The organism is Chryseobacterium sp. FH2, from assembly GCF_001045455.1.
Lineage (GTDB): Bacteria > Bacteroidota > Bacteroidia > Flavobacteriales > Weeksellaceae > Chryseobacterium.
In genome coordinates this window covers 22,872-47,914 of sequence record NZ_LFNE01000007.1, presented here as the reverse complement: position 1 = coordinate 47,914, position 25,043 = coordinate 22,872, and the positions used below count along the sequence as shown (strand labels likewise).

Genomic DNA, 25,043 nt, shown 5'->3' with positions numbered 1-25,043 from the left:
AATTAGTCATTCTATACAATAGAAGTAATTAGTTCTTCATATATCAAATTAAGAAAATCCTTCGGAAGTAATTTCGAGGGATTTTCAATATAAAAAATCAGTTTCAAGCCTAGCCATTTTTTTAAATTTAGTTTCCTTTCACAGAAATATTTATATTTTCAAATTTCTTCTAAGTCGAAATGACAAGTTATTCAGATGTTTATTTTAAATAAAAAAGGATAAAGTTTTACACTTCATCCTTTTCAATTTTATATTTTAAAAGCTCTAAGAAAAATCAAATTTCCTGACAGCTTCCAGTGTCATATCAATTTCTTTATCTCTAATAGCATCACTGATAAAGTAGGTTTCATATCCGCTTGGCGGGAGATATATTCCATTTGTCAGCATTTGATGGAAGAAATTATTAAATAATGCATGATTTGCTTCCTGAGCTTCATCAAAATTAGAAACTCTGTTGATATGAAAGAAAACAGACATCATTGAACCTTTTCTATTGATTTTATGCGCAATTCCCTTTTCATTCAAAATTTTTCCAATTTCAAAATCTAAAGTTTCTGTTGTTTTTGCTAATCTGTTGAAAAATTCCGGATCATTTTTGATGATTTGCAACGTTTTTAAACCTGCTCTCATTGCCAAAGGATTTCCGCTTAATGTTCCGGCCTGATAAACCCCTCCTTTTGGAGCTAAATGATCCATAATTTCGTTTCTCCCTGCAAAAGCACCAACCGGAAGGCCTCCTCCAATAACCTTACCGTAAGTCACCAAATCTGCTTTAACATTGAAAAGCTCCTGAGCCCCACCAAAGGCCAGTCTAAAACCGGTCATTACCTCATCAAAAATCAATAAAGCTCCGTTTTCGTCACAGATTTTTCTTAATTTTTGAAGAAATTCATTTTCAGGAAGGACACAACCCATATTTCCGGCAACAGGCTCGATAATTACCGCAGCAATTTCACCCTGATTGTGTCTGAATAAATCTTCAACCTGCTCAAAATCATTATATCTTGCCAACAAAGTATCTTTTGCCGTTCCTCCTGTTACCCCCGGAGAATTCGGATTACCAAAAGTTGCAGCGCCACTTCCAGCCTTAATCAAAAATGAATCTGAATGACCGTGATAACAGCCTTCAAATTTTATAAATTTATTTCTTCCGGTGAAACCTCTTGCCAACCTGATAGCGCTCATACAAGCTTCTGTTCCTGAAGAAACCATTCTGATTTGGTCGATATTCGGGACATTTTCCACGATGAATTTTGCAATCTCAGTTTCCAGTTCAGTTGGAGCACCGAAAGAAAAACCTTTCTCTGCCTGGATTTTTAATTCCTCTAAAACCTCAGGATGAGTATGACCCAAAATAGCTGGTCCCCAAGAATTTATATAATCAATATAGGTATTATCATCGGCATCTGTAAGGTAGGCTCCTTTTGCAGATTTCATGAAAACAGGAATTCCTCCTACTGATTTGAACGCACGTACCGGAGAATTTACCCCTCCCGGAATGTATTTATAAGCTTCATCGAATAAAGCTGAACTTCTTTGGTATTTCATATCTTTTATTGAAACTGACAATTGCCAGTTAACAGTTAAACGAACCTATCAACCAGCAACTTTCATTATAAAAATTAAATTAATTTCTAGGTTTTTTATCAATTAAATAAATCAATTGTCCGGCAGAAGGTTTTTGACCTTCATCCATTCTGTTTTTAGCGTATAATTTATTTAATTTGATTCCGAATTTTTGTGCGATATCGTGCATATTTTCACCATATTCGGCTTTATAAGTTGCTGTATTTCCTTCAGAATTTTTTGATTCAAGGAAAATGATATCGTTTTTCTTTAAAACATCACTTTCAAGTTCGTTCCATTTCATCAGCCTGCTTTCGCTTACTTTGAATTTATTGGCGATGAACTGTATGTTTGTATCTTCAGGAATTATGATATATTTTAAACCGTCATTCGGATGGCTTTTAATTAAAATTGAATTAAGGACTTCTGCTTTTGTTTTAATTTTTTCTACTCTTTTTTGTTGTTGAGCGAAAGAAGTTTGTTTATAGGGAACTTCAACGGTAACAGGATCTTTAGCCTTGTTCACATATTTTTCAGGCTCCAATTGAGCCATGAAAGTTCTGTCATCTCTTAAATCAGGGTACATTTTCAGAACTGCATAAAGAACTTCTCTAGAACTTGTATTATCAAATTCGTACAGTTTATATCTTTCAATTTTACCAATCAAGATGGATGCATAGCGAGGATTTGTTGCATAACCAGCCTTCTTCAGACCGTAAGCCCAGGCTTTGTAATCCTTCATATCCAAATTGAAAAGATTGGCGTAATATTTTCTTGTCGATAAAAATACAGAATGATCTTCGTAAGATTGTCTGGGATCATCATACACACGGAAACACTCATTGGGAGCATCATCTGTATGTTTCATGGTTTTTCCCGTCCAGTCTTCTTTACACTTTATCCCAAAATGATTTTTGCCTTCCTGGGCCAGCCGGCTTTGTCCGCCACCCGTTTCCAAAAGTCCCTGTGCAAGAGTAATAGAAGCAGGAATCTTATACTTTTCCATTTCCTCTACCGCATATTTTGCAAATTTTTGGATATATTGATCTTCAGTAGCCCAAGACTGAGCCGAGAATTTTGATAAAACTAAAAGGCTTATGAGTAAAAAAAGTCTTTTCATGTTTTTCAATTTTACTTATATAATTAAATTTCTATTCTGTTTTTCTAAAAGCAAATTAGCACCCTCAATACCCTGCAATCCACCTGTGTGAAAGCACAAAATTTTGCTGTTTTCAGGAAAAAAACCTTCATCTATCAATTCAAAAACCTTCTGCATCATCTTTCCTGTATAAATCGGTTCTAAAGGAACTCCGTATTTCTCTTTAAAATTATTGATAAAACGGACATTTTCATCTTTTATTTTACCATAACCTCCAAAACCAGAATCTATTAGATTAAAGTTTTTCTTTAAGGTTAATTCAAAGATTTTATTTTCAAGTGAATCATCATCAACCACTTTAAAGCCAATAACTTTCTGATTCTCTTCACAATATTTTGAAATTCCCGCAACGGTCCCTCCTGTTCCAACTGCAGTGCAAAGATAATCAAAATCTTTTGTTTCATTATTGAGCATCATTTTCACGCCTGCTACAGCATCTTCATTGGTACCGCCTTCGGGAACAATTAAAGCTTCCGGGAATTCCTGTTGCAAAAATTCGGTTAATTTATCTTTGTTTCGATATTCCTCACGGGTAACGAATTGTAAATTCATTCCGTTTCTTTTAGCAAAAAGTAAGGTCGGATTGTCACGCCACTTATTTTTAAGTTCCTCCCCTCTTACAATTCCCAATGTTGGAATTCCTGTAAAACTTCCAACAGCAGAAACCGCGGCAATATGATTAGAAAATGCTCCACCAAAGGTAATAATGTAAGGTTTTCCAGGATTTTTCTCTAAATATTTATTAATATTAAAAAACAGCTTCCAATATTTATTCCCAGAAATTTGAGGATGAATTAAATCTTCTCTTTTAATGAAAAGTTTTACATTTTTATTAATAGGGATTTCCTGAATAGGGATGTTATCTGTTGGAAATTGTAGTAGCATACTTTTAACGCTGTGTTCGCTAGGTTTTATTTAACAAAAATAATGTTTTTTTTATGTTCTCTATGGCATTTCGCCCGGCAAAACATATATTCACACTGTTTGCCCTTCTGACCCCAAAGGAGTGTAGTGAGAATATTATAAAGAGTTGAGATATTCGCTTTGAACCCAAACCACTACAGGTATTTCCTGAAATTCCAGAATTTTCTTTTTTTAAGATATTCTAAATCAGATTCATTAGCATAAGCTTCTCTTTCGAAGGAAATTCTTTTGTAAGCCAGATGAGTGTTTTTTAATTTAAAAACCCAATAATAATATTCAATGACGTAGAATATATAAAAGAAAATAACAAGCATTTCCAATTGTTGTCTCAAGTGGATCTTTTCGTGATTGATAAGTATATTATTTTCCTTATCTTCGGGTTTCCTAATGAAGATAAAGGGAAAAAGAGCAATGCCGTTAATTTTTAATTTTTTTAATGGCTTTTGGCATACAATTATCATAATAACAAATATAAAGTTTTTTGACTTAGAGATTTAACTTATGGCACTTTTTGACATCAAAGAAGGTGAAGACTTTTACTACAACGAGCAGGGGTACAAGGTTTTTACGGAGAAATTTCATCTGAAAAGAGGATATTGCTGTAAAAGTGGCTGTAGACATTGTCCTTACGGATACTATAAAAAGACCGATACATTCATTAAAAACGATAAAAAAAATAAATAAAATGAAAAAATATATTTTTATTTTGTTAGCTTCGGCTACGTTGGGTTTAACATCTTGTAGTCCTTTCAACGTACGTTCTGATTATGCGGATACGGCAAACTTCACTTCTTACAAAACATATAAAATAAGAATTGATGATCTGAAGTTGAATGATATTGATAAAGACAGGGTTTTGAATGAATTGTCTAAACAACTTCAAAGCAGAGGTCTTCAATCTGGTGAAAATCCTGATTTAATTGTAAATGTAAAAGCAAACCATAAAAAAGTTACTGATATTACCAACAATTCACCGTACGGAATGTATGGCTGGGGTGGCCCTTTCGGCTGGGGAGTTGGAATGAGCAGAACCTGGACAAGCAATTATAATGAAGGAGCAATTATCGTGGATTTGGTAGATGCGAAGTCTCAAAAATTGGTTTGGCAAGGTATCGGAAGCGGAATTTCTGTAGATTCTCCAAAAGCGAAACAAAGACAAATCCCTGAAATCATGGCGGAAATTATGAAAAATTATCCCCCACAAAGAAAATAAGATTTAAATCAATCAAATATATGTAAAGTCAATACAAATTTTTGTGTTGACTTTTTGTTTTATGAAAAAATGCTGTTTCACAATGTGAAACAGCATTTTCTTAGTTAAAATATAAAAAACCCCTTTTTTATTTTTTTATAATTTTGGTAGATGTATTACTTCCGTTTTTGTAATGCAACGCCACAAAATAAATTCCTTTTTCTAAATCATTCACCTGTAAAACTGTTGATGGCTTCTCAATAAATTTTACCATTCTTCCTACTGCATCAGTAATTGTAATCGATTTCACATCTCTAACGTCTGAAATATTCAAAATGTCCTGAACCGGATTTGGATATACTTTCACTGTTGACAAGTCAATAGCTTCATGAGTCCCTAAATTCGGAATAGGCTCCCAAACCGCATCGTCCCAATAATATCCGGCAAAAGTAGCACCGTTATTACGAATTCCAAGCCTTACATCCGCAGGAATTGTAGTAGGAACTGTTATTGTTTTTTCAGCGGTAGAGTCATAAGTACTGTTTGTGATTATAACCTGCTTCAATACTACAAAGGTTGATGCATCACTGATGTCTGTAATATATCCAAACTCAAGAAACCCTCCTCCCGAATTAGCTTTAGCTTTGAATTTAAAGTGATGCGTTCCTGCATTAACATTGCTTAGCTTTGGAAAAATTACAATGGATGTTTTACCGCTTCCGTATCCGAACTGATAAATCTGCCCTGTACCCGAAGCAGGTGATGTACTGGAAATAATCTGACTTGCTCCATTTAAAGCAATTCTATCCCAACAGGTCGGAACGATACTTTCCGGCGCAGTGTAAGTGTCAAAGTTTTCTGAAAAGCTATCAACGATATTGCATTGGGCATTCACAGAATTACCAAAAAAAATTCCTATTAAAGGAAGATAAATTTTAAAAGATAAATTTTTAACCATTCTAAATAAAAATAATAGAACGAAAATAATTCTTTTTAGGCTAATACTATTTCAATATTTTATGATTTATATCAATTAAATGAAAATTAATTCATGGTTAAAAGTAAATTAATACAAGCGTTCTCAGATATGAATTACAGATTAGCATGTAAATAAAAATTCATTATTTGTGAAGTCTGATTACAATTCACAGCATTAAGATTTAACAGAAACGTAATTTTACATTCATAAAAATGTAGTAATCTTACTGAAAATTTAATTAATATGAAAAAAATTATCTTATTTCTAAGTTTTGCAGGATTAATGCAAGCTCAGGCTCCGGCCGGTTATTATAATTCCGCAAACGGATTATCTGGAGCATCTTTGAAGACCGCTTTAAGCACCATTATCACAAACGGTCATCAAGATAAAGGTTATAATGGACTTTGGACCGGCTATAAAACGACTGATATTGACAAAACTTACGAAAATGACGGTTCGATTATGGACATCTATTCTGAAAAACCAAACGGAGCAGATCCTTACAAATTTACTCCGGGAACCAATCAGTGCGGGACATATTCAGTTGAGGGAAATTGCTATAACAGGGAGCATATTGTTCCTCAAAGTTTGTTTAATGAATCTTCACCGATGGTTTCTGACATTCATTTTATCAGAGCAACAGACGGAAAAGTAAACGGGATGCGTTCAAATTATCCTTTTGGAAAAGTGGGAACTGCAACTTTCACTTCTAAAAACGGCTCAAAACTTGGAAATTCTGCTTCATCAGGATATTCTGGGACAGTCTTTGAACCAATTGATGAATTTAAAGGTGATGTTGCAAGGATGATTTTTTATTTTGTAACACGCTATCAAAGCAAACTTTCAACTTTCACTTCGGGAAATATGCTGGGAAATACTACTTTCCCGGGATTACAAACTTGGGAGCTGAATGTTTTGTTGGCCTGGCATAATCAGGATCCCGTCTCCCAAGCTGAAATTACCCGAAATAATGCTTCTTATACATATCAGGGAAATAGAAACCCTTTCATAGATAACCCTAATTACGTGAATTTAATCTGGGGATCGGGCTCTACAGGCGGAGGCACTACAACTCCACCGGAAGCACCTTCTGGAACAAATTGTGTGAATGAAACATTTGAAAATATTCCGACAAGCAGCCCTTCCACATATTCAACCAGAACATGGACAAACAGCGGAATTTCATGGACCGCAACTGATGCAAGAACAGATCAAACGATTTCTACAAAAGCAATTACAGTAAGAGCAGGTTCGTTAACATCAAGCAGCTCGGCAAACGGGATAGGTTCATTAACTGTGACAACTCAATTGAAGTTCTCAGGAAGCAATGGAACTTTTAACGTAAAAGTAAACGGAACAACAGTTGGAACGATTCCTTACAATACCAATACAACAACGACAACAATTAATAATATCAATGTTTCAGGGAACGTAATTATATCATTAGAAAATACATCAGGCAGTAACAGGGTGGCAATTGACAATCTAAGCTGGACTTGTTATTCATCTACCGGAAAACAGAGCAAAAGTATTTCTCCGGAATTGATTAATGAAATTAAAGATTTACAGATTTATCCAAATCCTATTTCCAATCAGGAAATTTTTGTAAAAGGTAAAACTGAAAACATTAAAAAAGCTGAAATCTATAATCTTCAGGGGAAAATAATGCAGACTATTGACCTCCCTTTTAAAAACAGCAGAAATTCAATTAAAATAATAAATCTGCCACAAGGAGTTTATATTTTGAAACTGGATAATGCTGGTATAAAATTTATTGTGAAGTAATAAATTAGAAATTTTCACTTAAATTAATAAAAAAGACCGCATTGAGCGGTCTTTTCTGGTATTTTATTTTATAATTACTGTCCCATTATATCCTTTATCCTCTCCTGCATCAGTTGCGGATCCTTCATTGCATCCCAACCCACTGTTGAGACCAATACAATTACATAAATAACATACAATACGCTTAGTATGATTCCTATAATAGCCATGATTTTACCGGCGTTAAGCTGACTGTAATTAGAATACGCTGTTGGATTATTTTTATAAAGCTCACCATCTTTTTTAGCAAGAACAAGAGCGATAATCCCGGCGATTAACCCCGGAAGACCATAGCAGCAACATCCTAAAATAGATACAATTCCTAAGATTAATACGGCTGTTGCGTTTGGTAATTTTTGTTCATTCATAGTTATAATTTTAAATATATATTTTAAAAGAAATGCTTGCAGAAATAGGATGTTACCATAATTACGGCATTAATAATAGCTAAAAGAACTAATATATTACTGTAATTTCTTTTTCTGTCTACAAAATTGAGGAATATTGCTGCGAAAAACAGCAACAAAGTATAGACTGCCGGAAACATATGAAAGGCCTCTACAAATCTCCCTTCAAAAACCATGACAATAGCTCTCTGTGTACCACAGCCGAAGCATTCTATTCCTAGGAATTTTTTGCTGGGGCATGATAACATGAAGTCTTCTATTTTCATTTTTATGTTTTTTGGCTATCAAATATATAAAATTACTTTAAATTTTGGCTCTTAAATATTGGTGTGGGAAAAAGCAATCCTGTTTCATTGCAAACGAACCCTGAACAGCGATATATGGGTTTCTTAAAATTTCTCTTGCAATAAAAATTAAATCAGCGTCTCCATTTTGAAGGATACTTTCCGCATGTTCCGCAGTTGTAATTAATCCCACAGCTCCTGTTTTAATTTCAGCTCCATTTTTTACCTGGGACGCAAGAGGAACCTGGTAACCGTCAAAAAGAGGAATTTTCACTCCGTGAATATTTCCTCCGCTGGAAACATCAACTAAATCAACATGGTGATGTTTTAAAATCTTTGCCAATTCTACGCTGCTTTCAATATCCCAGCCATTTGCAGTGTATTCAGTTCCGGAAATCCTTACAAATAAAGCTACATTCTCATCGAGTTCTTCATTGACGGCATCAACGATTTCAATTAAAAACCGGATCCTGTTTTCAAAACTTCCACCATATTCATCCGTCCTGATATTTGAAAGGGGCGATAAAAACTGATGAATCAAATAACCATGCGCTCCGTGGATTTCAATAATATCAAACCCCGCTTTTACAGCTCTTTTTGCTGCATTTTTAAAATTCTGAATCTGTGCTTTAATTTCCTCAACAGTCAAAGCATGCGGAATTCTTTCTGTCGGATGATAAGGAACAGGACTCGGGGCAACCGTTTCCCAGCCTTCTTCAATCGGGATTTGAATATTATTCCAGGTTGAACCTTTTCTTCCTGCGTGAGCAATTTGAATTCCAATTTTGCTTTCAGAATTTTTGTGAATAAATTCAACAATTTTCTGAAGTTTCTCAGCCTGCTCATCATTCCAGATCCCCATACAATGATTGGTAATTCTCCCGCGGGGTTCCACACCTGTTGCTTCAACCATAATTAACCCTGTTCCGCCCTGCGATCTGCTTCCATAATGTACAAAATGGAAATCATTTGCTAAGCCGTTCTCACAAGAATACATACACATTGGTGACATTACCCAGCGGTTTTTCAACTCAATATTTCTGAACTGTATTGGATTGTATAACATTTTTGATTTGAATTTTTCAATTAAAATATCCTGAATAAAATAATATTGCCCACCTGATTAAAAAGAGCTAATTTTATCCCCCTTTTTTTAATCCACAATATATGAAAAAAGAAACTCAAATCAGTTACGAATATTTTAAAAATAACAGCGAACTGACTGATGTCGAAAAAGAATTATTTGAAAGAGCAAAACAAGCTCGTGAAAAGGCTTATGCGCCTTATTCCAACTTTTTTGTCGGCTGTGCTGTCTTGCTTGAAAATGGAGAAATATATACCGGGAACAATCAGGAAAATGCAGCCTATCCTTCCGGACTTTGTGCAGAAAGAACGACTCTTTTTTGGGTTGCTGCCAACTTTCCGGACGTGAAAGTGAAAAAGATTTTTGTTGTTGGGGGCCCAAAAGAACTTCATGAGAAGAATCCGCCAATTCCACCGTGTGGTGCTTGCAGACAGAGTTTAATGGAATATGAAACAAAGCAAAACGAAAATATCAATCTTTATTTCTCAAGTATGAATGAAGAGGTTGTAAAAGTACATGCCATAAAGGATTTGTTACCTTTTTATTTTGACGCTACATTTCTTTGATAATGTAAAGCTCAGTTACTAAATCAGGTATTTTTTGATTTAGCTCTTTACTATTTTGTATTTCAGCTGAATAAACTTTATCTTTGCAAAAATTTTGGTTTCCAGTGTTTTGGAATAATAGGGAATTGGGTGAGATACCCAAACTGTCCCCGCAACTGTAAATCGCAATCAAAATTCCTACGAAAAACCACTGTGCAAACGGGAAGGTGTAGAAAAGCGAAAGTCAGGAGACCTGCCAAAATTATAATTAAAAAACATATTGCTTTCGGAGGAAAAGTAAATTAGTAAATGGGTATAAAAAGATCTTTAGTTCTGCTTTTTTCATCTTATGGTTGTTTTCTTTTTTCACAGGAGAAAACCATAGATACTGTTTATGTTTTTGATAACCAAATGAATAAAGTTAAGCTTTTTCACAAGGTAACAACCATTACGTCTGAGGATGCAGAAAAAAATTCGTCAAACCTTTCCGAACTTTTACGCTTTCAATCACAGGTTTTTATTAAAGAAAATGGACGTGGGGCAGTTTCTTCGCCATCTTTCAGGGGAACTTTAGCAGGACATACCGCTTTTGTATGGAACGGAATTAATATCAACTCCACTTTTCTAGGACAGGGTGATATTAACAATCTTCCTTTATTTGGGGCTGATCAAATTGAAGTAAAGGCCGGTGGCGGAAGTGTAATCTACGGAAGTTCAGCAATCGGGGGAAGTATTCACCTGAATAATGATTTAAATTTTAACAAGGGCTTTAATGCTTCTCTTTTTTCAGAAGTTGCTTCTTTTAATACATATAATAATTTTGCAAAAGCTTCTTACAGTAATGATAAATTAAGCTTTAAAGTTTCCGGAAATTATTCAATAAGTGAGAATGATTATAAGGTTGACGACCTTAAATATATCAACAGAAACGGAAATTATTACAACACCTCTCTGAATATCGGAATTTCTTATAAAATTGCTAAAAATCAGAAAATTTCCTGGCAAAGCCAGTTTTATGATTCGTCGCAGCACTTCCCTATTTATGAGGAAAGCGAAACAAAAACCAAATATGAAACTCAAAGTACAAGAAGCTTAATTGTATGGGATATTAATACCAATAAACTTTCGAACAGCTTAAAAGCAGCTTACACGGAGGAAAATTTCCAGTATTTCAATAATGTGAATGCTCCGAAATCCAGTGGAGGAACGGGAAAAAATTACATTTTCAGAAATGATTTTAATTATTTCATTCTTCCGAAACTAAATGTGAATGTAATTGGCGAGTTTCAGGTCAATAAAGGAGAAGGTTATCAGTCAGGAATCGGAAATATAAGCAGAAATGTAGGCTCTATTGCAGGATTGCTGAGATATTATGCAACAAAAAATGTACGTTTTGAAGGTGGGATTAAAAAAGATTTTGTTGAAGACATTGATTCACCTGTTTTATACTCATTTTCAGGAAAATGGAATGCTACAAACTGGTATAATATAAGTTTTAATGTTTCAAAAAACTTTAAATATCCTTCATTCAATGATACTTACTACGAACCCGGAGGAAATAAAGATTTAAAACCGGAAACTTCTACTCAGGTTGATATGACCAATGAGTTTAAAGCCGGTAATTTTAAACTTACTTTAACTCCTTATTATATGGATATTGCAGATCTTATTGTATGGCTACCGACAGCAATGGGATACTGGCAGGCTTTCAATGTCAATAAAGCAGAATCCTACGGTTTAGAATCTCAATTGAGTTACAGTAAAAAAGTTGGCATCCACCACATTAAAGCAAATATTGGGTATTACTATGCAAAATCTACGAACAAAGAAACGGGAAATCAACAGCCCTACATTCCACTGCACAGAGGTATGATGAATGTTAGTTACGAATATCGCTTCCTTACATTTTTTGCTCAGGGAATACTCAATGGATTAACTTATACGACAAGTGACGAAAAAAAATCAGAGGCTATTGATTCTTATTTTGTTTTAAACACAGGCATATCAGCGGCGGTTTTGAAAAAATATACTTTAGGATTTAAAGTAAACAATATAACGGATACATATTATAAAACGGTTTCTTTTTATCCTTTACCAAAGAGAAATTACAGCGTTTACGCCACAATAAATTTTTAAAAAATAAAACTTGATATATATGAAATTTACCAGACTTTTAACTTTATTTTTTGCATTTGCATTAGTTTTCAATATTTCGTGCAACAGCGATAATGACAATGAAATTACTGCAATCACATATGAAAACGGGTACTTCATTTCAAACGAAGGAAAATTCAATGATAAAAATGCAAGTGTGACTTTTGTAACCAGAGATTTATCTCTTAAACAGGATAATATCTATGCTTTCAATAACAATAATGCTATTTTGGGAGATGTCCTTCAAATGATTGCATTCAATGGAAACAATGCTTTTTTGGTAGTAAACAATTCTAATAAAATTGTTGTAGTAAACCGTTATAACTTTACAAAAGTGGCTGAAATCACAGATCATATTCTGCAGCCAAGAAGTATGACTTTTGCAAACGGGAATATCTACGTTTCAAACAATGATTATGGTACTAATAAATATGTAAGCATTTATAAAATTTCCGATTTATCATATGTAAGTAAAATTGATTTTACCGAATATGTGGAAACAATATTAACTGCAGGGCAAAATGTATTTGTACAAAATGCATCCGGAGGTTATGGAAACAAATTCACCTACATCAACACATCAAACAACAGCAAAACTGAATTCACAGTTCCGAATGGAGATATCAATAAAATGATTTCTTACAATTCTGAAATCTATGCTATCGCTGGGGGTACTACCGATTCTTATATCTACAAAATCGGAACTACAGGAGTTACAGAAACACAGGTATTGACAGGAATCCCGAATGCCACAAATCTTCAGATTGATAATAACAGATATTATTTCAGCTCTTCAAACAAGGTGTATTCAATGAGTATGAACTCAACAACAGTTCCTACTACTCCATTATTTAATGCAGTAGACGGAGGACCTTATTTAACGCTTTACGGATTCACTGTTGTAGACGGAAGAATTTTTACATCAGACATTAAAGGATTCACGCAAGACAGCGAAATCACTGTTTATTCTGCAAGTACAGGAGCTATAATCTCTAAATTTAATGCAGGAAAAGGTTCTAACGGAACGTTCCTAAATCAATAATTATACGCTAAAAGTGTAAAACATAAATTTTTTATTTTTTTTCATCATTTGTGTTTTTTTTCCGGGCGGTTTCTTCGAAACCGCCCGGATTTCATTTCAATGCTTTATAATATATTTCAAATAAAATACTTCAAAAATACCCATCAGCCACCAAACGGGAAACCTAAAATAAGTATAAATAAGGGTAAAATTATCTACAAATGGTTGACCATTTACAGTTTTCTGTATTTCAAAATCCATTGAAAAAACTGGTAATATGATTCCGAATAAAGAAAAAGCAATCAGATAAAATATCCAATTGCTCTCTTTCATTATGTTGTATTTCCAAACTCCAATGTCGAAAGTGAAAATGATGCTTAAAATTATATAATCAAATGCTCCTAAAAATATTTACGCTAAAGTTAAACCCAGTTTTTCTGCTTCTGCAATCACGAATTTAGTGGCATCTTCTTTTTCATTTAAAATTTCACCTTCAAGGATTGCCTCTTTCACTTTTTCCTTTAAAATTCCGATTTCTCGCCCCGGTTTCAAATTAAACATTTCCATGATTTCTTCGCCGGAAATTGGCGGTTGAAAATTTCTTACCTGATCTTTTTCTTCAACTTCTTTTATTTTAACGGCAACATATTCAAAGTTTTTCTTGAATTTTTCCTGTTTTTTTGAATTTTTCGTTGTAATATCTGCCTTACAAAGTGTAAATAAATCTTCTAAATTTTCTCCGGCATCAAACAACAATCTTCTCAATGCAGAATCAGAAGCATCATCTGTAATCAATGCGATTGGACGGGATGAAAGCTTTACCATTTTCTGAACATATTTCATATCTGGACCCAACGGCAATTTTAATCTTTGAAACAGTGTTTTTACCATTTTTGAGCCTAAAAATTCATGTCCGTGAAAAGTCCAGCCTGTTCCTTCAACGAATTTTTTTGTCGGAGCTTTTCCTATATCATGAAGTAATGCTGACCAACGCAGCCAAAGATTATCTGTGTTTTCACAAATATTGTCAACCACTTCTAATGTATGGTAAAAGTTATCTTTATGAGTCTGACCTTCAACCTCTTCCACCCCTTTTAAATCAATCAATTCAGGAATAATAAGTTTTAAAAGCCCTGTTTGCTCCATCAATATTAAACCAACAGAAGGTTTTGGGGAAAGCATGATTTTATTAAATTCAACCATGATTCTTTCCATAGAAACAATCTTAATTCTTTCTGCTTCCTGCCTGATTGCTTCTAAAGAATTTTCTTCAATCTCAAACTGTAAAGTTGAAGCAAAACGAACTGCTCTCATCATCCTTAAAGGATCATCAGAATAGGTTTGAGCTGGCTCTAAGGGTGTTCTAAGGACATTTTTTCCTAAATCATCAATTCCGCTGAAAGGATCAATCAATTCTCCAAAATTATCTTTATTTAAAGAAATTGCCATCGCATTAATAGTAAAATCTCTTCTTTTTTGATCATCTTCCAGTGTTCCTCCTTCAACATTGGGCTTTCTACTGTTTTCGGAATAACTTTCTTTCCTGGCTCCAACAAATTCAAGCTCTAAATCTTTATATTTGATCATCGCTGTTCCGTATGTTTTAAAAATAGAAACTTTTAATTTAGGATCTATTTCCTTAGCAACATTTTGGGCAAGTTCGATTCCACTCTGCTCAGTAACAAAATCAATATCTGTAGAAGCCTTTCTCTTCATTAGTAAATCCCGGACATACCCCCCGACAATATAAACAGACTGATTATTTCTGCTTGCAACTTCTGAAATTATTTTGAAAAGCTTTAAATTTTTATTTTGATTAAGATTAATGAACATGTGTTTGTTATTTAATGTAAAACCATTAAGAAATCAAGTTTATCAAGCCGTTTGACTTCATATTCTTAACGCCCTAATGGTTAAATGATTTTGCAAAGATAATTAAAATCTTTTCTTTTATTCACGCAGGACCTTTATTCTGTTGTCACTCCAGATTTTTATCACTGAGGATCCGGAATATTTTGATATTTTTTCACGATCCTCTTCCACGGTATAATCTACCAAATCAATAATTTCAGAAGAAATATCAGAAAATTTCAGAGGACTTTTCTGACCGCTAAAGTTTGCTGAAGTTGAAACCAATGGTTTATTCAATTTTGTAATTAATTTTTTACAAAAGTCATTTTTTATCAAACGAATTCCTATACTTCCATCTTCTGCCAATAATTCTTTTGGTAAGCCCTTTGGATTTTCATAAACAATCGTAACAGGTTTTTCACTCAAATCGATAATTTCCCATGCCATTTCCGGAACGTCAACCAAATCCTGCAACCTCTTTTCAGTTTCCACTAAGATGATCATGGATTTATTTTTTTCACGCTTCTTAATGTCAAAAATTTTATTAATTGCTTCTATATTTGTTGCGTCACAACCAATTCCCCAGATTGTATCCGTGGGGTAAAGGATAGTTCCTCCGGATTTTAGTATATTGATGATGTTTTCCATTGTTTTCTGTCGTTGAGAGGAGCAATAGCAACGAAGCAATCTCAGAAAGGATCCATTATATCCCTGATATCTTCGGTTAAATCTCTCCTCCTGTAAATGAATTTATTAAATTTAGTTTTTTTCTGTCGGGAACCTGCTTTAATTTGCTTTTCCCTAAAAATTGCTTTTCCTATTTCTTAAAAAGACTCCAATAAACCAATTTATTAAGGTTATATTTTAAAGTAAAACTCAATTCATGAAATTTCCCTTTATGCTCCTGAACTCTTCTGAGTAAGTTTAATGTCACACCTGTATAAAGAACAGTATATTTTTAATAATCTTAAAGATTGCTTCGTCGCTATTGCTCCTCGCAATGACAATAAAATAAAAAAACTTTACAATTTCGGCAAATATCTTTCCTCAATAATATTCAAATGATGGTAATTGTGGCCAACAATCAGTTTCCCGATGGTTTCTACAGAAATTGGATTTCCGTTGGCTATTCCTATGTTGTTTAAAACTGACAGACGAAGAGATTCCAATAAAACCTGAGAAGAATTTCTAACCAACTTATATTCTTCCAATAAAGATTTTAAACTTCTTTCATTGGCAAAAGAATTTTCAGCATAAATTTCTTCGTCGAAACCTGGAAGCTGATTTTCATCACCTCTTGCAAAAGCCAGAATTCTGTATTGAAAAACTCGTTCTGTATCAGATAAATGCAAAAGTAATTCTTTTAATGTCCACTTCCCCTCCCCATAAGCAAAATGTGATTGTTCTTCTGAAAGCCTTGAATAGACATTTACCGTTTTTTCACCGGAAATTTTCAATTCTTCCAGCCAATTTTCAGATGGAATATTATCTAAATATCTCTGGATATATTTTTGAAAATCAGTCATATTAATATGATTTATAAGTAATTGGTAATGAGTGATATCTAATTTTCCGGATTTGTCCATTCATAGAAATTTACTTCATCATAAATCTCGAATCCACAACTTGGGTATAATTTGTTTCCGATATCGTTGGATTTTCCTGTTTCAAGCAGGACTCCGCAAGCGTCTGTAGATTTTGCCAATTCTTTGGCTTTTTCAATCAATTCTTTTGAATAACCTTTCCCGCGATGATTTTCGTTGACATATAAATCGTTCAGCAACCAATACCGCTTCATTCTCGTAGAGGAAAATAAGGGATATAACTGAACGAAACCTACCAATTCACCGTTGCTTTCGGCTACAAATATTTCGGAATCTCTATTCTCAATCCTCTCTTTCAGAAAATTTCCGGCTGCAGAAATATCGGAATCTTTAAGATAAAAAATTCTGTATTGATCAAACAGTTCTGCCAATTGATGTAAATCCTGAATGACAGCTTTTCTTATATTTTTCATTAATAATTATAAATGATGATCGTAGCTCAGAACACGTTTCATTTTCCAGTTTTTACCATCCAAAATCCAAAGAATAGTAAATTTTGCACGGCTGCCTTTGTTCCATTTTCCTTGATAGAGTTCAGCAAAATCATGTTCCCCTTCCTGAATAAAAGCATACAAAACATTATTGTTGTACAAAGGATATACCTGCATGCTGTTTGGAACTAATTCACGTTTTACTTTATTTGGATTACCACAGATATTATTTTTAATAGAAGCGGTGAAAGCTTCTTTCCCTGAAGTAATTCCACCTTTATCATGATAAAATTCCAAATCATCACTGACTATGGAATCATAATGAGAAAGATCACACTTATTAAATCCGATATCGAATACCAAACTATCCAATTTCTTAGCCGTTCTATACAATTCATCAGTCGTTTTCACCTGGGAATATACAAATGGGCTCAAAATCAAAACAATTAAAATTTGAATCTTTCTCATTATGTTTTATTTAAAATATTAAGAAAAAGCTTTTTCCAAATCTGCAATTAGATCTTCTGCATCTTCAATTCCGACACTTAAACGAACCAGATCGTCTGTAATTCCCAGTTCAGCACGTTTTTCAGCAGGAATAGAAGCGTGTGTCATCAAAGCCGGATGGTTTGCCAAAGATTCTACCCCACCAAGAGATTCAGCCAAAGTGAAAACTCTCACTTTTTCTAAGAATTTAATTGCATCTTCTTTTTTACCAGATTTGAAAGTGAAAGAAACCATTCCTCCAAAGTCTTTCATTTGAGATTTTGCCAATTCATATTGTGGGTGAGATTCCAATCCCGGATAAATTACTTTATCAACTGCAGGGTGAGATTCAAGATATTTTGCCACGGCCAATCCGTTTTCCGAATGTCTTTGAACTCTTAATGCCAATGTTTTAATTCCTCTCAACACTAAATAAGAATCGTGAGGCCCTAAAATTCCACCACTCGCAAACTGGATGAAATGAAGTTTTTCTCCCAATTCAGCATCTTTCGCCACCAAAGCTCCCGCGATAACATCAGAGTGACCACCTAAATATTTTGTAGCAGAATGCATTACGATATCAGCTCCCAAGTCGATTGGTCTCTGAAGATAGGGTGTCGCGAAAGTATTGTCAACTGCAACTAAGATATCTTTGTTTTTTGCAATTTCCACAACAGCTTTAATATCAACTAGTTTCATTAATGGGTTTGTTGGAGTTTCAACCCAGATTAATTTAGTTTTATCTGTGATAACCTCAGCAATTTTAGAAACATCATCAAAATTTACGAATGTAAACTTCAACTGGTATTTTTCAAAAAGCCTGGTGAACATTCTGTATGTTCCTCCGTATAAATCGTCAACTGCAATTACTTCATCACCAGGATTCAACAATTTCAGAACACAGTCGATTGCAGCTAAACCCGAACCGAAAGCTAAACCTCTCGCGCCGTTTTCAATGCTTGCCAAAGAGTCCTCCAAAGCCTGTCTTGTAGGGTTTGCGGCTCTTGAATATTCATACCCGGAATGTACTCCCGGACTTTTTTGCGCAAATGTAGATGTTAAAAACACAGGAACGTTCACAGAACCTGTTGCAGATTCGTGATGTTGTCCTCCGTGGATAACTTTTGTATTAAAATTCATAATTTGTATAATTTACAATGTATCAATTTACCGGTTTGCCAATGATTATTATATTGTTAACCTTTTAGTATTGTTATATTTATTATTTTTTACATTTTGATAGCAGACTTTACAGCAAATTCTTCTGCCATTTGCTCAATCCACTGTGCAACATCCTCTTCTCCTGTCGCTCTCTGATACGTATTTCCCAAAGAAATAAAAATCTGGTGAATAAACATTTTCATTTGGTCAACGGGCATTTCTTTTGTCCAAAGATCGATCCTCAATGCTTCCATTGCTTTTTCGTCCCACACAGAAATCATCACTGCTTTTGTATCTTCTTTTTCAACGCCCCCATCTTGTGCATTCCAGGTCATATTTTCCGGAATGTGATTTTCATCCAGCTCTACATCTATCGTTATCTGAGTTTTTCTCATAACTTTCTATATATTTCTAATAATTTACTTTTTCTGAGGTCTAAATTTTTAACTTATTCTTTCAATTTTGGTTTATATCCTGACTGATTAAAAATTGTTGTAGCATCCATTTTCAGGAAGTCCTGTAATTTTGTATCCGGTTTTTGCCTGAAATATTCTTTACAAATCTGCCATCCCGTGAAAATTCCTACTTGCGGTGAAGATTCGTTATCAATTTCAGTATAAAACTTTGAAAACGGTCCCGGCGAAATAAAACGTTCAATTAATCTGTGATCATCCCCAAAAATCAAATTGTTTTCCACAAAATAATTCCAAATATTAGCCTCGTTGGCAACTGTCCAATCATATTGCTTTTGCGTATAATTCATTTTCAGATAATCCGGAAAATTGGGTAAAAAAGCATCCTGAAGAATCATTATTTTACCGTTTAAAACCAACTGATCAATAAATTTCTGATGATCGGGTGAGTCAGGAACAGCATTTTCTGCAAAAATCTGTGAAACTTTTGGAACAATATTCTGAGGGTTCATAGACTTCTGGAAATACATTTCCAAACCTTTGTAGTTTGCATTATTTTCACCCATAAAACCAGTAACGTCTATGAATAAAAAATTTTCTTTCGGATCATAAAAGATTGGATCCTGTACCATCTGCAAAGCCGAAGAGAATAAAAATACCTTTGGGCTTTTGAATTGTGGGAAATAATATTTGATATGCGAAAATAATTCCTGAAGATCTTTCTGAAGTTTTTTCTGATCTATTTTGGCAATGGCTTCTTTATAAATCTTTATTTCTCCATCATCTGCCCTTCTTTTCCCGAAATCAGCATCAGAAACAGTGCCCTGAAACCATGGGAATTTTGCTTTAAACTGTTCTAAAGGAATATTCTGATCATAAAATTCTTTCGAAATATCGGTAACTTCGATTTTTTCCGCAGGATTTTTAATTTCCACATTCCATTGATTCTGAGATTCTTTTTTACAAGAATTCAAACCTAAAACTAAAATGAGAGAAAGCGCAATAATTCTAAAAATCTTCATTATTTTTACAAAAAATTTGATTCACAAAAATAAGGATTATAAATACAAACATCATGATGAAAAAGAAAATATTTACAGCACTTTGCATGTTCTCGACGTTAGCATTTTTTTCAGCCCAGAAACTGGAATTCAAGGATAAAAATTTTGAAAAAGCAGTTCTTGAAAATTTTGATTTAAACAAAAATGGTGCCCTTGATAAATTTGAAGCCGATATGATTTCAAACTTATTTTTAGTCAAAAAAAATATTACTTCTACAGACGATTTAGCTCTTTTTACCAATACAAAAATGATTGTTCTGGATGATAATCCAATTCCTATCGTAACGGTAAAAAATTTAGATCAGCTTGATTTATTTTCTTGTACCGGCTGTAAGATCTCGACTTTCAACGGAGAAAATCTTAAAAGTTTAGCTTCATTGTATCTTGACAACAATGCTATTGAAAATTTTTCATTAAAAGCAACTCCAAGAATTGATCAATTAACCATATCTTTAAATAAGCTAAAGACAATTGATCTAAGTTCATTAAAGAATTTAAGAAAATTAAACGTTGAACACAATCAAATTCAAAAGCTGGATATTTCCGGAAACCCTGGTTTACAAACCCTAAATGTTGGTGGCAATAAAATGAAAGAAACTGACATCAAAAAAGGAACAAAAAGCAATCCAACAATTTTCGGAACAGAGCAATAAATTATAATTTAAAAACCAAGACATACGGAATTTGTTTTTTTTATGTGAATTAAAACGCGAAAAATATTTTTCAAACTAATGATAACGTTAAGGCAGGAAGAAGAAAAAGACTATGAAAAGGTTTTTCAGATTATTGAAGAAGCCTTTATAACAAGAGACAAAAGTAATCATCAGGAACAGTTTTTGATTGAAAAATTAAGAAAATCAGATATTTTTATTCCGGAATTATCAATTGTTGCGGATTATGTAAACGACGAGACTGGCCATCAGGAACTTGTGGGGCATATTTTATTTACAAAAATCACCATTGAAAATGGTTCAGACTCTTTTGAATCATTGGCTATAGCTTCCGTTTCTGTAAAGCCTGAATATCAAAAACAAGGAATTGGAGGCCATCTCATCGCCTTCGGGCATGTTATTGCTGAAGAAATGGGGTATCAATCTGTGATTTTAATAGGCCATGAAAATTATTACAAAAAATTTGGTTATAAAAAAGCAGGTGATTTGGGAATCAATTTTCCGATTGATATTCCTGATGAAAACGGAATGGCTGTTGAATTAACAAAAGACGCATTAAAAAACATAAAAGGAACTGTAAAGTATCCTAAAGAATTTGAAATAGACTAAAAAATTAAATATACAATGCAGACACAAAAAGTAATAGATCATATTGTAAACTGGCTAAAAGATTATGCAGTAAAAGCAAATGTAAAAGGATATGTAATCGGTATTTCCGGAGGTGTGGATTCCGGTGTAGTTTCTACACTCTGCGCAATGACAGGGCTTGAAGTTCTGTTGCTGGAAATGCCAATTCGTCAAAAAGAAGATCAGGTAAACCGTGCTCAGGAACATATTGCAGATCTTAAAAGTAAATTCCCAAATGTACAGGCAAAAACGACGAATCTGACCCCTGTTTTTGAAAGTTTTGAAACAGTGGTAAATGATCACGTTGAAGGGAGATGGAGCAATAACCTTGCACTTGCCAATACAAGAGCCCGTTTCAGAATGTTGACATTGTATTATTTTGGTCAGCTTCACGGTCTTCTGGTTTGTGGAACAGGAAATAAAGTGGAAGATTTCGGAATTGGTTTTTACACAAAATATGGTGATGGCGGCGTTGATGTTTCGCCTATTGCAGATCTATACAAAACTGAGGTTTACAAATTGGCAAAAGCTTTAAATCTAATTGAAAGCATTCAAAATGCAATTCCGACAGACGGACTTTGGGATGCTGAAAAAACAGATGAAGATCAAATAGGAGCAACATATCCTGAATTGGAAAAAATTCAGAAAGAGTACGGAACAAAAACTGCAGAGGATTACGAAGGAAGAGACAAAGAAGTATTTGCCATCTTCGACAGGATGCACAAAGCTGCTTTACATAAAATAAACCCTATCCCGATTTGTGATATTCCTGAGGATTGGAAAGAAGGGTAATTTTGTTTTTTTTATATGAATAGCAAAACCAGATCTCTGTTTTTTATATGTTTAGGGCTTCTTTTTGGGATGTCTGTAATGTATGTATACAAGAATTTTATCGCTGATAAAAAAACTTATTCAACGAATACAACTACAGTTGAATATGGAGAGGTAAATGCAGAAAACTCATCTTCTCAGCAAACTATAAACCAGTTAACTGATGAAAGAACAGTCATCAATTATGTAAAGCAAAAACATACGCTTCCCGATTATTATATCACAAAAAATGAAGCAAGAAAACAAGGCTGGAATCCTTCTAAAAGAAATCTTTGTGAAGTTTTACCCGGAAAAGCAATTGGTGGAGATCAATTCAGCAACAGAGAAAAAAATCTGCCCGGTGGGAAAAAATATTTTGAAGCTGATGTAAATTACAGTTGTGGAAACAGAAATGCAGACCGAATTATTTTTACAAAAGAAGGTGATGTTTATTTGACTAAAAATCATTACAGGAGTTTTGAAAAACAGTAGTTCTTTTTTTCTCCTATTTTGTCTTTTCCTATTTTCATGCTCTAAAAAACAGGAAAATAGGAAAAGACAAAAAGCTGTTACAATATTAATTCAGCCTTTTAAAGATTTAAAACCTGAAAGTATTAATTTTGTAACGGCAGAAATAAAAAAGGTTTATCCTAGTGTAAAAATTCTTGAACCTATTGATTTTCCCGAAAATACCTATTATAAACCAAGAAATAGATACAGGGCTGATTCTATCATTAAGTATTTGAGTGAAAAAACTCAGGATGGCTTTGTAACAATTGGTTTGACTTCAAAAGATATCAGTGCTACGAAGGGAAAAGTGGCTGATTTTGGACTAATGGGATTAGGATATCGGCCTGGAAAAGCATGTGTTGCATCAAAATTTAGATTAGATAAAAAATCTGATGAACAATTTTTTAAAATCGCCATTCATGAGCTAGGTCACACACAGGGTCTGAAACACTGTCCCGAAAAAACATGTTTTATGAGGGATGCTGAAGGTAAAAATCCGACTGATGAAGAAAAAGATTTCTGCAGAAAATGTAAATTAATTTTAATGACTAAAAACTGGAAATTTAGTTCGATATGAAAACAATATATATAGATTTCACTGACATTGGAGATTATGAAGACTTCTACGCTCAGTTGAAGGAAAAACTTACCCTTCCGGATTATTTTGGAGATAATTTGGATGCACTTTCTGACATTATTACAGGAGAATTGGAAATGCCTCTTCATTTGGAATTTGTAAATATGAGTGTGGATCAATTGGAAATTTTTGAAGATTTATTGACAACACTTGAAGATGCTGAAGACCAAGTAGAAGACTTCTCTTTTACTTATTATCTAGAGCAATATGAAGATGAAGATTAATTTTTACTTATCAATAAAATTGGAAAAACTCGCAATACTGCGAGTTTTTCTGGTCTAAGTCTTATGAGTTGTTTTTAAATTTTTACTGCTTTATGAATTTTAAATTTTGTGAAACTTCCCCTTTCACGAAAAACTCTAATACGTAAGTACCTTTTGACAGTGAGGAAACATCAATCTGGTTTCCAACCGAATCAATAGTTCTTACTTTTTGACCGACCATGTTATATATCTCTGCTTTATCAATTTTTTTTGTTCCTTTGATATAAATAATATCTTTCACAGGATTGGGATAGATAGAAGCTTTATCATTTTTTACTGATATTTCATTTGTAGAAAGGAAAGAAGTAATATCAAGATAAAACCCTACAATCTGTCCCGAAGCATTTGTTCCAACTCCCGCAATTTTCTTTCCGTCTCCAGATATTGCCAAAGGAAGAGACATTGTTACTCCTTGTGTATTGATTCCCAATCCTGTTGCATAATCATTTAAATTTACACGCCCTCCTGCAGAAGTCCATATAAAGCCTTCTCCAGCCATTGGAGGTCCGGGAAATGATCTGAAAAAGCCGATTACAGTTCCGCCATCATCAGAAATTCCCGTTGCCCCGCCTCTGAAGAAGACCGAGGAATTTGGATGTGTTATGTATGTAAGCCCGGAGGTACTATTCCAGACATAAGGTTCAGGTAGGCTTGCTCCTATGATTGTGTTTCCATCAGCAGAAACATCTCCTGCCTCGCCTACGTTATCTCCGTTATTATCAGTAATAAAAGATTCTACACCATTTACCCATCTGGCACCGCTCCTCGTTCCGTCAGCTTCATCCTGCCAGCCAACGATAACTGTTCCGTCAGCATTTACAGCATTTGCTCTAGAGCTTCTGCCGGGTATTATACTTCCTAAATCTATTACTCCTGTTGCTGAACTCCATTTTACAGCGTGAGCATTGGCTGCAGTAAGCCAGCCTAAACCCACAACTGTATTTCCATCAGAAGTCATTCCCCAAGTAGAACTTACACTACCGTCCCAGCCAGTGGGAACTAATCCTCCTTGATTTGTCCAGGTCGAAGTAGCAACATTATAAGTAGAGATTTCATTAAAATTTGTATTGCCGTTGGTGATTGAAGAAGCAATTTTAGTCCCGTCACTGGAAATCAAAGTCCTTCCGGCAGCGGGATATCCATTCGTAATGGAACCAATTTGCACCAACCCGTTACTCGCGTCCCATTTGAAAATCTCTCCGGAACTTGTGTGCATACTTACAATCCCATTATCGGAAATACCTCCAACGGTAAAATTTCCAAGTGACATTACAGTCAGCTGCGCATCCATTACTGAAAAATTGAACAAGAAAAAACCAGCAATAGTTTTTATTGACATTTTGTAAATTTTTTTCATATATATTTGGATTTAATATTTC

29 protein-coding genes and 1 riboswitch are annotated in these 25,043 nt (G+C 34.0%); of the genes, 12 read left to right on the top strand and 17 right to left on the bottom strand.

The annotated features are described in order from the left end of the window. Positions 1-264: 264 nt before the first annotated feature. The 4 genes from hemL to ACM39_RS11910 form a co-directional block, all read right to left on the bottom strand. Positions 265-1,548 (bottom strand): glutamate-1-semialdehyde 2,1-aminomutase, encoded by a 1,284-nt coding sequence (gene hemL / locus ACM39_RS11925; protein WP_048511280.1) that lies wholly within the window; start codon positions 1,546-1,548, stop codon positions 265-267. A 79-nt stretch (positions 1,549-1,627) separates the two neighbouring features. Next, positions 1,628-2,686 carry a glucosaminidase domain-containing protein gene (locus tag ACM39_RS11920; protein WP_048511279.1) on the bottom strand — a complete coding sequence of 353 codons (1,059 nt, stop codon included), beginning with the start codon at positions 2,684-2,686 and terminating at the stop codon, positions 1,628-1,630. A 15-nt stretch (positions 2,687-2,701) separates the two neighbouring features. Further along, positions 2,702-3,610: a 1-aminocyclopropane-1-carboxylate deaminase/D-cysteine desulfhydrase gene (locus tag ACM39_RS11915; protein WP_048511278.1), complete on the bottom strand. Its 909-nt coding sequence runs from the start codon at positions 3,608-3,610 to the stop codon at positions 2,702-2,704. Between the two features lie 173 nt (positions 3,611-3,783). Beyond that, entirely contained in the window at positions 3,784-4,110 is a 327-nt protein-coding gene (locus ACM39_RS11910; protein ID WP_048511277.1) for a hypothetical protein, read from the bottom strand. A gap of 40 nt (positions 4,111-4,150) precedes the next feature. On the opposite strand from ACM39_RS11910, the gene ACM39_RS11905 reads away from it, so the two are divergent. Then, on the top strand, positions 4,151-4,333 hold the full coding sequence (locus ACM39_RS11905; protein WP_048511276.1) for a DUF5522 domain-containing protein: 183 nt from the start codon (positions 4,151-4,153) through the stop codon (positions 4,331-4,333). A 1-nt stretch (position 4,334) separates the two neighbouring features. Then, positions 4,335-4,862 carry a DUF4136 domain-containing protein gene (locus tag ACM39_RS11900; protein WP_048511275.1) on the top strand — a complete coding sequence of 176 codons (528 nt, stop codon included), beginning with the start codon at positions 4,335-4,337 and terminating at the stop codon, positions 4,860-4,862. A gap of 127 nt (positions 4,863-4,989) precedes the next feature. Here the strand turns inward: ACM39_RS11900 and ACM39_RS11895 are convergent, their stop codons facing one another. Next, complete coding sequence (locus tag ACM39_RS11895; protein WP_048511274.1) at positions 4,990-5,799, bottom strand: T9SS type A sorting domain-containing protein; 810 nt, start codon at positions 5,797-5,799, stop codon at positions 4,990-4,992. Between the two features lie 264 nt (positions 5,800-6,063). Between ACM39_RS11895 and ACM39_RS11890 the strand changes: the two genes are divergently transcribed. Then, positions 6,064-7,605: an endonuclease gene (locus tag ACM39_RS11890; RefSeq protein WP_048511273.1), complete on the top strand. Its 1,542-nt coding sequence runs from the start codon at positions 6,064-6,066 to the stop codon at positions 7,603-7,605. 74 nt (positions 7,606-7,679) lie between these two features. Here ACM39_RS11890 and ACM39_RS11885 read toward each other — a convergent pair whose 3' ends face one another. From ACM39_RS11885 to namA, 3 genes are read right to left on the bottom strand one after another with little or no spacing between them, the layout of a single operon-like run. Next, the gene (locus ACM39_RS11885) at positions 7,680-8,012 is read right to left on the bottom strand and encodes a CCC motif membrane protein (RefSeq protein WP_048511272.1); all 333 of its coding nucleotides are present in this window, start codon (positions 8,010-8,012) and stop codon (positions 7,680-7,682) included. A 23-nt stretch (positions 8,013-8,035) separates the two neighbouring features. Then, complete coding sequence (locus ACM39_RS11880) at positions 8,036-8,317, bottom strand: DUF2752 domain-containing protein (protein ID WP_048511271.1); 282 nt, start codon at positions 8,315-8,317, stop codon at positions 8,036-8,038. Between the two features lie 37 nt (positions 8,318-8,354). Continuing rightward, positions 8,355-9,401 (bottom strand): NADPH dehydrogenase NamA, encoded by a 1,047-nt coding sequence (gene namA / locus ACM39_RS11875; protein ID WP_048511270.1) that lies wholly within the window; start codon positions 9,399-9,401, stop codon positions 8,355-8,357. 101 nt (positions 9,402-9,502) lie between these two features. Between namA and cdd the strand changes: the two genes are divergently transcribed. The 3 genes from cdd to ACM39_RS11855 all read left to right on the top strand — a co-directional run bounded on the left by cdd (position 9,503) and on the right by ACM39_RS11855 (position 13,160). Further along, a complete protein-coding gene (cdd, locus tag ACM39_RS11870; RefSeq protein ID WP_048511269.1) occupies positions 9,503-9,985 on the top strand; it encodes a cytidine deaminase in 483 nt (160 codons plus the stop codon). Positions 9,986-10,063: 78 nt separating this feature from the next. Then, positions 10,064-10,240: riboswitch (cobalamin riboswitch) on the top strand. A 33-nt stretch (positions 10,241-10,273) separates the two neighbouring features. Next, on the top strand, positions 10,274-12,100 hold the full coding sequence (locus tag ACM39_RS11860) for a TonB-dependent receptor plug domain-containing protein (RefSeq protein WP_048511267.1): 1,827 nt from the start codon (positions 10,274-10,276) through the stop codon (positions 12,098-12,100). 19 nt (positions 12,101-12,119) lie between these two features. Then, entirely contained in the window at positions 12,120-13,160 is a 1,041-nt protein-coding gene (locus tag ACM39_RS11855; protein WP_048511266.1) for a DUF5074 domain-containing protein, read from the top strand. 390 nt (positions 13,161-13,550) lie between these two features. On the opposite strand, the gene ACM39_RS11845 is transcribed toward ACM39_RS11855, so the two are convergent. The 8 genes from ACM39_RS11845 to ACM39_RS11810 form a co-directional block, all read right to left on the bottom strand. Then, entirely contained in the window at positions 13,551-14,972 is a 1,422-nt protein-coding gene (locus tag ACM39_RS11845; protein WP_048511264.1) for a CCA tRNA nucleotidyltransferase, read from the bottom strand. A 117-nt stretch (positions 14,973-15,089) separates the two neighbouring features. Continuing rightward, positions 15,090-15,677: an L-threonylcarbamoyladenylate synthase gene (locus ACM39_RS11840; protein WP_228377108.1), complete on the bottom strand. Its 588-nt coding sequence runs from the start codon at positions 15,675-15,677 to the stop codon at positions 15,090-15,092. A gap of 335 nt (positions 15,678-16,012) precedes the next feature. Then, complete coding sequence (locus tag ACM39_RS11835; RefSeq protein ID WP_228377107.1) at positions 16,013-16,576, bottom strand: DinB family protein; 564 nt, start codon at positions 16,574-16,576, stop codon at positions 16,013-16,015. Further along, positions 16,555-17,007: a GNAT family N-acetyltransferase gene (locus ACM39_RS11830; RefSeq protein ID WP_048511262.1), complete on the bottom strand. Its 453-nt coding sequence runs from the start codon at positions 17,005-17,007 to the stop codon at positions 16,555-16,557. Before ACM39_RS11830 ends, ACM39_RS11835 begins: the two co-directional genes overlap by 22 nt. Positions 17,008-17,013: 6 nt before the next feature. Further along, on the bottom strand, positions 17,014-17,493 hold the full coding sequence (locus ACM39_RS11825) for a nuclear transport factor 2 family protein (protein ID WP_048511261.1): 480 nt from the start codon (positions 17,491-17,493) through the stop codon (positions 17,014-17,016). An 18-nt stretch (positions 17,494-17,511) separates the two neighbouring features. Further along, positions 17,512-18,651: a cystathionine gamma-synthase gene (locus ACM39_RS11820; RefSeq protein WP_048511260.1), complete on the bottom strand. Its 1,140-nt coding sequence runs from the start codon at positions 18,649-18,651 to the stop codon at positions 17,512-17,514. An 89-nt stretch (positions 18,652-18,740) separates the two neighbouring features. After that, on the bottom strand, positions 18,741-19,067 hold the full coding sequence (gldC, locus tag ACM39_RS11815) for a gliding motility protein GldC (RefSeq protein WP_048511259.1): 327 nt from the start codon (positions 19,065-19,067) through the stop codon (positions 18,741-18,743). A gap of 53 nt (positions 19,068-19,120) precedes the next feature. Beyond that, on the bottom strand, positions 19,121-20,107 hold the full coding sequence (locus ACM39_RS11810) for a gliding motility protein GldB (protein WP_082140584.1): 987 nt from the start codon (positions 20,105-20,107) through the stop codon (positions 19,121-19,123). 53 nt (positions 20,108-20,160) lie between these two features. Between ACM39_RS11810 and ACM39_RS11805 the strand changes: the two genes are divergently transcribed. The 6 genes from ACM39_RS11805 to ACM39_RS11780 all read left to right on the top strand — a co-directional run bounded on the left by ACM39_RS11805 (position 20,161) and on the right by ACM39_RS11780 (position 23,625). Further along, positions 20,161-20,799 (top strand): leucine-rich repeat domain-containing protein, encoded by a 639-nt coding sequence (locus ACM39_RS11805; RefSeq protein WP_048511258.1) that lies wholly within the window; start codon positions 20,161-20,163, stop codon positions 20,797-20,799. Between the two features lie 78 nt (positions 20,800-20,877). Further along, the gene (locus ACM39_RS11800) at positions 20,878-21,426 is read left to right on the top strand and encodes a GNAT family N-acetyltransferase (protein ID WP_185097457.1); all 549 of its coding nucleotides are present in this window, start codon (positions 20,878-20,880) and stop codon (positions 21,424-21,426) included. 15 nt (positions 21,427-21,441) lie between these two features. Further along, entirely contained in the window at positions 21,442-22,236 is a 795-nt protein-coding gene (gene nadE, locus ACM39_RS11795; RefSeq protein WP_048511257.1) for an NAD(+) synthase, read from the top strand. A 15-nt stretch (positions 22,237-22,251) separates the two neighbouring features. Further along, positions 22,252-22,746 carry a ribonuclease domain-containing protein gene (locus tag ACM39_RS11790; protein WP_053073324.1) on the top strand — a complete coding sequence of 165 codons (495 nt, stop codon included), beginning with the start codon at positions 22,252-22,254 and terminating at the stop codon, positions 22,744-22,746. Next, entirely contained in the window at positions 22,733-23,341 is a 609-nt protein-coding gene (locus tag ACM39_RS11785) for a matrixin family metalloprotease (protein WP_048511256.1), read from the top strand. Before ACM39_RS11790 ends, ACM39_RS11785 begins: the two co-directional genes overlap by 14 nt. Continuing rightward, entirely contained in the window at positions 23,338-23,625 is a 288-nt protein-coding gene (locus ACM39_RS11780; protein ID WP_048511255.1) for a barstar family protein, read from the top strand. The genes ACM39_RS11785 and ACM39_RS11780 overlap by 4 nt, the downstream gene beginning before the upstream one ends. A gap of 82 nt (positions 23,626-23,707) precedes the next feature. Here ACM39_RS11780 and ACM39_RS11775 read toward each other — a convergent pair whose 3' ends face one another. After that, on the bottom strand, positions 23,708-25,021 hold the full coding sequence (locus ACM39_RS11775; protein WP_048511254.1) for a T9SS type A sorting domain-containing protein: 1,314 nt from the start codon (positions 25,019-25,021) through the stop codon (positions 23,708-23,710). Positions 25,022-25,043: the final 22 nt, after the last annotated feature.

Bases quoted from the DNA above. Each gene is read 5' to 3' on its own strand.
- hemL (WP_048511280.1), bottom strand. From the start codon at position 1,548: ATGAAATACCAAAGAAGTTCAGCTTTATTCGATGAAGCTTATAAATAC.
- ACM39_RS11920 (WP_048511279.1), bottom strand. From the start codon at position 2,686: ATGAAAAGACTTTTTTTACTCATAAGCCTTTTAGTTTTATCAAAATTC.
- ACM39_RS11915 (WP_048511278.1), bottom strand. From the start codon at position 3,610: ATGCTACTACAATTTCCAACAGATAACATCCCTATTCAGGAAATCCCT.
- ACM39_RS11910 (WP_048511277.1), bottom strand. From the start codon at position 4,110: ATGATAATTGTATGCCAAAAGCCATTAAAAAAATTAAAAATTAACGGC.
- ACM39_RS11905 (WP_048511276.1), top strand. From the start codon at position 4,151: ATGGCACTTTTTGACATCAAAGAAGGTGAAGACTTTTACTACAACGAG.
- ACM39_RS11900 (WP_048511275.1), top strand. From the start codon at position 4,335: ATGAAAAAATATATTTTTATTTTGTTAGCTTCGGCTACGTTGGGTTTA.
- ACM39_RS11895 (WP_048511274.1), bottom strand. From the start codon at position 5,799: ATGGTTAAAAATTTATCTTTTAAAATTTATCTTCCTTTAATAGGAATT.
- ACM39_RS11890 (WP_048511273.1), top strand. From the start codon at position 6,064: ATGAAAAAAATTATCTTATTTCTAAGTTTTGCAGGATTAATGCAAGCT.
- ACM39_RS11885 (WP_048511272.1), bottom strand. From the start codon at position 8,012: ATGAATGAACAAAAATTACCAAACGCAACAGCCGTATTAATCTTAGGA.
- ACM39_RS11880 (WP_048511271.1), bottom strand. From the start codon at position 8,317: ATGAAAATAGAAGACTTCATGTTATCATGCCCCAGCAAAAAATTCCTA.
- namA (WP_048511270.1), bottom strand. From the start codon at position 9,401: ATGTTATACAATCCAATACAGTTCAGAAATATTGAGTTGAAAAACCGC.
- cdd (WP_048511269.1), top strand. From the start codon at position 9,503: ATGAAAAAAGAAACTCAAATCAGTTACGAATATTTTAAAAATAACAGC.
- ACM39_RS11860 (WP_048511267.1), top strand. From the start codon at position 10,274: ATGGGTATAAAAAGATCTTTAGTTCTGCTTTTTTCATCTTATGGTTGT.
- ACM39_RS11855 (WP_048511266.1), top strand. From the start codon at position 12,120: ATGAAATTTACCAGACTTTTAACTTTATTTTTTGCATTTGCATTAGTT.
- ACM39_RS11845 (WP_048511264.1), bottom strand. From the start codon at position 14,972: ATGTTCATTAATCTTAATCAAAATAAAAATTTAAAGCTTTTCAAAATA.
- ACM39_RS11835 (WP_228377107.1), bottom strand. From the start codon at position 16,576: ATGGACAAATCCGGAAAATTAGATATCACTCATTACCAATTACTTATA.
- ACM39_RS11830 (WP_048511262.1), bottom strand. From the start codon at position 17,007: ATGAAAAATATAAGAAAAGCTGTCATTCAGGATTTACATCAATTGGCA.
- ACM39_RS11825 (WP_048511261.1), bottom strand. From the start codon at position 17,493: ATGAGAAAGATTCAAATTTTAATTGTTTTGATTTTGAGCCCATTTGTA.
- ACM39_RS11820 (WP_048511260.1), bottom strand. From the start codon at position 18,651: ATGAATTTTAATACAAAAGTTATCCACGGAGGACAACATCACGAATCT.
- gldC (WP_048511259.1), bottom strand. From the start codon at position 19,067: ATGAGAAAAACTCAGATAACGATAGATGTAGAGCTGGATGAAAATCAC.
- ACM39_RS11810 (WP_082140584.1), bottom strand. From the start codon at position 20,107: ATGAAGATTTTTAGAATTATTGCGCTTTCTCTCATTTTAGTTTTAGGT.
- ACM39_RS11805 (WP_048511258.1), top strand. From the start codon at position 20,161: ATGATGAAAAAGAAAATATTTACAGCACTTTGCATGTTCTCGACGTTA.
- ACM39_RS11800 (WP_185097457.1), top strand. From the start codon at position 20,878: ATGATAACGTTAAGGCAGGAAGAAGAAAAAGACTATGAAAAGGTTTTT.
- nadE (WP_048511257.1), top strand. From the start codon at position 21,442: ATGCAGACACAAAAAGTAATAGATCATATTGTAAACTGGCTAAAAGAT.
- ACM39_RS11790 (WP_053073324.1), top strand. From the start codon at position 22,252: ATGAATAGCAAAACCAGATCTCTGTTTTTTATATGTTTAGGGCTTCTT.
- ACM39_RS11780 (WP_048511255.1), top strand. From the start codon at position 23,338: ATGAAAACAATATATATAGATTTCACTGACATTGGAGATTATGAAGAC.
- ACM39_RS11775 (WP_048511254.1), bottom strand. From the start codon at position 25,021: ATGAAAAAAATTTACAAAATGTCAATAAAAACTATTGCTGGTTTTTTC.